The sequence below is a fragment of the Leptolyngbya sp. FACHB-711 genome (genome assembly GCF_014695615.1).
GTDB lineage: Bacteria > Cyanobacteriota > Cyanobacteriia > Elainellales > Elainellaceae > Leptolyngbya_A.
On the sequence record NZ_JACJOR010000078.1, the window covers coordinates 1 to 5,573 of the forward strand.

Genomic DNA, 5,573 nt, shown 5'->3' on the forward strand with positions numbered 1-5,573 from the left:
TATCTCCTAACTGCGTTTCGGCTCGTAATTCAGAGCAACAATACCACATTCAAATGATGTTGATTTTACTAATGTCAAATCTTGTCTACGGTCAAGTTCTCTGAAAATAGTCATTCCATTACCAATTGCAACTGGATTAATAAACAAATAAAACTCATCAATAAGCTTGTGTTGGATGAGAGCCGATACAAAGGTTACACCGCCATAAGCAATGATATCGTTCCCCTCCTGGTTTTGGATTAACGACGCGAGCATAGAATTGGCACGCCATTGCTACCTATCCCACCTTAGTTTAATGCACCACTAAAAACCGCGACTAGAAAGAGAGCTAAAAAGCTGGATCGTGCACCGTGCCAACCCAGATGGGCTGCAAGGTTTACTGGATTCGAGTAATCTGATTCATAGGGTTTCATAGTTGGAATGTGGTAATTCTCATGAAACCCTTTCCTGCTCTTCCTTTGCAAGCTTTTGTCCCGTACTGAGCTCTGAAGGAAGCTGCTGAGAACTCGTCAAACGTTGTAGAGTTTCTGATAAATCAACGCCCGTCGTTTGTTGGAACTGCTCTATAAAGGCAGCGAGTTTGGTGGCTGTCGTGCCGCCCTGAGCATCAATCACTGTCAGATTGTGTACCGTGACATCCGGTACAGCCTCGGTGAGCGTTTTGAGCAAGGTTTCCAGTCGCTGAAGCAGGTAAATATCGCGGGCGTTGGGTCCAGCCGATCGCCAGGATTCTGCCAGACGGCGGGTTCCTTCAGCTCTTGCTTTCCCTTCTTCGATAATTTGGGAAGCATTCCCCTGCGCACGGGCGATCGCTTCCTTACAGCCTGCTTCTGCGAGGGCTACAACATCAGCCTGGAGTTGTTGTTCAACCTGCTTGATCCGTTCGTGCTGGACAGGCACTTCAGCCTGAATCCGCACCAGTTCTGAAGCAATTTCTGCCAGGGCTTCTGCAATTACGGCATCGCGTTTGGTAATGGCATCTTTCACTCGGCGATCGGCATCCGCTCTTGCAATCCCGGTATCACGCTCAATCCGGCTCAGTGCCGTAATTTTTTCGTTCTCAGCCGTTTGGATTGACGATTCAGATTTTGCCTTAGCTTCGGCAATCCGGGCATCGCGCAGCATATCTGCTTGTTGTTTGCGCCCGATCGAATTGAGGTAGCGCACATCATCGGAAATATTCTGGATTTGCAGCGTATCCAGCACCAGTCCCAGTTTGCCCAGATCTTCTTCAGCTTCGTCCAGCAGGCTTTTCGCAAACGCAATTTTGTCTTCGTTCACCTGCTCTGGTGTCAGGCTTGCTAATACGCCGCGCAGATTCCCTTCCAGGGTTTCCTTTGCCATTTGTTCAATCTCCTGGCGGCTCTTCCCCAGCAAACGCTCGATCGCATTATGGATCGCAGGTTCTTCCCCCGCAATTTTAATGTTTGCTACCCCTTCCACCGTCAGCGGAATGCCGCCTCTGGAGTAGGCGTTCGATACACGCAGATCAATAATCATATTGGTTAAATCCATGCGCAGCACCCGCTCTAACAGCGGAACTCGCACACTGCTGCCGCCTTTCACCAGGCGATACCCCACCTTACGACCGTCGCCAAGCTCGTGAGAACTGCCTGCAAAAATCAGCACTTCGTTGGGCTGGCAGATGTAATACAGGTTGCGAATGACGAAAAATCCGGTTCCGGTTCCCGCTCCTAAAATTGCCAGTAAAGCGACGAGTGCCTCAATCATGACTGTTCTCCGTTGTAACCCTTATGGCCCTTATGACCGTTATAACCGTTGCGATGTTTTAGCGTAGCGGCGACATCGATGCCCAAAGTTTGATCAACGCGATCGAGGAATTGACGCACAACTTCGGGATAGACGTTGATTAAGCTCGCGAGTGCCTTGCCGTCACCGTTGTCGATTACGCTCACCTGTTGCAGATTCAACCGAGTTGGAATTTTTGCCGCTTCTTGCAGCACCATCTCAATCTGCTGAATCAGAAAGACTTCTGCCGCATCGACTCCCGTTTCCTGCCACACTTTGGACAGCATATCGTTGACCAGTGCTGCTGCTTTGGCATTTTCTGCAAGCTGAGCCGCACTGCCTTTTGCCTGCAATGCTTTTGCCTGTTTCTCCGCCTCAGCAGGAAGAACCTGATCCGCTTCCAGACGTAACCGCTCCAGTTCAGCGCGAACCGTTTGAAGCTCCTGTTCCGCACGAGCACGGGCTTCCTTTTCGGCAGCTTTGGTTCGTTCTTCTTCCGATCGTGCCTGCTGCTCCAGTTCTGCCTTAATTTTGCGTAGCTCGTTCTGCTTCTGCTGAATGACTGCCAGTGCTTGGGATTTTGCCACCGCTGCCTGCTGGTGACAGTCTGCTTCAATCCGCTCTGCCTGGCTCATTGCTTCCGCTTCCGCGATTTCGGCATCTCGGACAATCTGAGAAATGCGCTTGCGTCCAATCGAGCTGAGATAGTCCACATCGTCAGCAACGCTTTGAATTTTGAGAATGTCCAGCTGCAAGCCCAGTTTTGCCAGATCCCGCGACACATCTCCAGCCATACGTTCAGCAAACTGTAGTCGATCTTCGTTGATCTGTTCCGGCGTGAGCATGGCAACAACGCCCCGCAAGTTGCCTTCCAGGGTTTCGCGCGCCACACGGGAAATTTCAGACCGATCGCGTCCCAAAAACCGCTCGATTGCATTGCCGACTACAACCGGATCGCTGGATACTTTGACATTGGCGATCGCCTGGATTCGCAGCGGAATACCGCCCTTAGAATACGCATTTTTGACTTCTACCGGAACGGGCATCGTAGTTAAGTCCATCCGTGTCACGGTTTCCAGAATGGGTATGACGATCGTGCGTCCGCCAAAGATGACCCGATAGCCAACTTCTTGCCCTTCCTTGGTTCGATGCTTACGCCCCGATAGAATTAAGATTTCGTTGGGATTGCAGATCTGCATGAAGCATTTGACAAACCAGACAAACAGAATGGCTCCCAGGATAGATAGTCCAAACAGCGGAGCCATCGACAGCAAAGAGGATGAGTCGTTTGTTCGATTCTCTCCTCCGATATTCGCCTGAGCAATTTCAACGGTTACACCTTCCGATGTCTGTGCTGCTTTGAATTGATATCTAGGTTCAGTAAATTGTTTGCTCATCACATTCTGCTATCTAATCATTAAATCGGAAAAATCGCTTCTTTTTTGATGTACTAGCACTGCTTCTAAGAAGCTGCGCTATCACTGGTTCAGTACTCGTTTAACCCTCTATCCCAGATTCTTATCCTCCTCACCTAAACTCTCTGCGGCTACAACCCACAGGCGATTCTGCTCTCTGCCAATGACCAGCACTCGGTCTCCCACGTTCAAGGATTTATCGTCACTGGTATAGGCGATCGAATCGATCAAGTTCCCTTTAATCTGTAACCGCACCTTCCCGCGACTCTCCTTGTCAAACGGTAGCTCGACCGTTCCAGTTAATCCCACTAAATCATCAGACCGAATCAGGCTATTCGATTTTTGCTGGCGTAATGCCCGCAGACTACCTGCAACGAGAGCTCCGCATAGGATGCCCATCAGGACGGAAACGATCGCTACTACCAGTGGAGCCACAGAAAAAGAAAGGTGGGATAATACCAGCCCGGTCAGCCCAAAGAAACAAATGCTGAACGTCCAAAACTTGAGGCTACTGAAGATACGGAGCGCGGAAGACCAAGAGTTTTGCTGGTAGATAGAAGCTTGCTGAGGACAATCGGCTGCATCCAACAGCTCTACATCGGGATCGAAGGGAACATCAGCATCGCCAAAATCTGCGCCGTCAAGTCCACCCAGGACAGCCAGAAGTACAAATGCCCCACCGATCGCGAAACAGAGCCAGTAAACGTTCAACATGACGGACGATCAGGAAAATCATCCCCATCTTGGCACCTATTTCTGGCAGACGCTTTAATTCGGAACGATTGTTAATCTATGGCAGTCCGGGTTTAAGTAGCATTGAAACAATAAACAATGCTAAAGCTAGAACCTTGAGTTTACAGGGCTTTCAGGAGGGGTTGTGTCGCAAGAACTTGTTAAGGACAAACGATGGTATCGTCTGCATTCTCGTAACCAGCAATTCTAAAGATCGCTTCGATAAATTTTACTTGAGACATCCTGTCCCCTTGTTTGATGCCGTTTACTTGTCCTTTGCAGACCATGTTCATCGCCTCGATCCCATGCAAAGTGCTTCTCGCGCTGTTGAACGTCTTAAATTCCATCATCGGTTTCACAACGCGTTTAATCGATCGATGCTCTTGCTCAATCCCATTATTCAAATATCCGCCCTGCCTTAATTTGGTCTCTTTTTCCATCGTCTCATCTGCTTTGAGAGCGTCTATTGCCACTGGGTAAGCCGCATTCTTGTCCACTGTAATCACTCGTGGAGCTTGAGTGTGCTGACTCTTGAGCACTTTGCGCAAGAACCGGGCAGCTGCCTTGCCACCCCGCTGGGCACTCAGCATAAAGTCCAGCGTGTTACCCTCTGAATCGACCGCTCGGTACAAATACTTCCACACGCCCTTGGCTTTGATATACGTCTCGTCCACCCTCCAGGAATCGTTCGTTGGCTTTAGATGCGGTCGAATCCGTTTGTTCAGCTCTGGCGCATACTTCAGCACCCAACGATTGATCGTCGAATGATCCACTCCCATCCCCCGCTCCTGCATCATCTCCTCCAGGTCTCGATAGCTGGGGGAGTAACAGCAGTACCAGCGGGCATTGAGCAGGATGATTTCAGGCAGAAAGTGCTGCCACTTAAACAGAGCAGCAGTAGACATCGGAGGGCAAGGGGAGAAGTTTGAGCCTGCTCACTTTACCATTGGCTGTTTTTTGCGACACAACCCTTAGGTTCACATATAACTCATACGACATCTGGCTTGACCGACTGCTAGGGGCACAGAAGTATCAACTACCAGCGTGACCGGAGCCGATGACTCTTGTAGTGGGGACAGTTAAAGCCGACGACTGATTCCTGGAAGGTGGACGAGACGTATATCAAAATTAGGGATGTGTGGAAATATCTGTATCACGCAGTCGATTCGGAAGGTAATAGATTTTTTGTTCTCCACCCGTTACGATCGCCACTTTCCGATCATTCAGTAGCATTTAGATAAAGTCAGCTCCTGTTATCTGTATTGCATTACTGTTGTTAAGAACCGCTAGCGTTTTACCGTTCAATTCGATCGCCACATCATCATTTCGTTGCACGACCTCTAAATTGCTGAACTTCAATCCGTTCAACAACTGTAGACGATCGCGGCTATCCTGATAAGTTTGAATAATGGCAAGTCCGCCTTGTTCAATCCCAAATGTATCCTGCCCTTGCTCACCGATATAGATATTGCGACCTTTTCCGCCGATCAAACTATCATTGCCGAAACCACCGACTAGCCGATCATCACCGCCTTTGCCGCGCAGAGTATCTTTACCCTCATTACCCAGCAAAATATCACGACCTGCCTTACCGTCCAACGTATCATTATTTCTGAGTCCCTTGATCCGGTCATTACCGCCTGTTCCAGACAGCACATCTTTCGCATCTGTTCCCAG

General features: G+C 49.5%; 6 protein-coding genes and 1 pseudogene. 1 reads left to right on the top strand and 6 read right to left on the bottom strand.

Annotation, left to right across the window (positions count from 1 at the left end):
- Positions 1 to 6: 6 nt before the first annotated feature.
- From H6F80_RS01955 to H6F80_RS01975, 5 genes are all read right to left on the bottom strand, one after another.
- Positions 7 to 255 (bottom strand): dihydrofolate reductase family protein, encoded by a 249-nt coding sequence (locus H6F80_RS01955; protein ID WP_190789937.1) that lies wholly within the window; start codon positions 253 to 255, stop codon positions 7 to 9.
- Between the two features lie 177 nt (positions 256 to 432).
- The gene (locus tag H6F80_RS01960; RefSeq protein ID WP_190789938.1) at positions 433 to 1,731 is read right to left on the bottom strand and encodes a flotillin family protein; all 1,299 of its coding nucleotides are present in this window, start codon (positions 1,729 to 1,731) and stop codon (positions 433 to 435) included.
- Positions 1,728 to 3,146, bottom strand: a complete 1,419-nt coding sequence (locus H6F80_RS01965) for a flotillin family protein (protein WP_190789939.1) — start codon at positions 3,144 to 3,146, stop codon at positions 1,728 to 1,730. The genes H6F80_RS01960 and H6F80_RS01965 overlap by 4 nt, the downstream gene beginning before the upstream one ends.
- A 108-nt stretch (positions 3,147 to 3,254) precedes the next feature.
- Entirely contained in the window at positions 3,255 to 3,878 is a 624-nt protein-coding gene (locus H6F80_RS01970; RefSeq protein WP_199296311.1) for an NfeD family protein, read from the bottom strand.
- A 179-nt stretch (positions 3,879 to 4,057) separates the two neighbouring features.
- Positions 4,058 to 4,801 (bottom strand): IS6 family transposase, encoded by a 744-nt coding sequence (locus tag H6F80_RS01975; protein WP_190789940.1) that lies wholly within the window; start codon positions 4,799 to 4,801, stop codon positions 4,058 to 4,060.
- A 174-nt stretch (positions 4,802 to 4,975) separates the two neighbouring features.
- On the opposite strand from H6F80_RS01975, the pseudogene H6F80_RS01980 reads away from it, so the two are divergent.
- Positions 4,976 to 5,074 (top strand): annotated as a pseudogene (locus tag H6F80_RS01980) (DDE-type integrase/transposase/recombinase); the annotation flags it as partial.
- A 55-nt stretch (positions 5,075 to 5,129) separates the two neighbouring features.
- Here H6F80_RS01980 and H6F80_RS01985 read toward each other — a convergent pair.
- Positions 5,130 to 5,573 (bottom strand): calcium-binding protein (locus H6F80_RS01985; protein ID WP_518523501.1); only part of this gene is annotated, 444 nt, incomplete at its 5' end.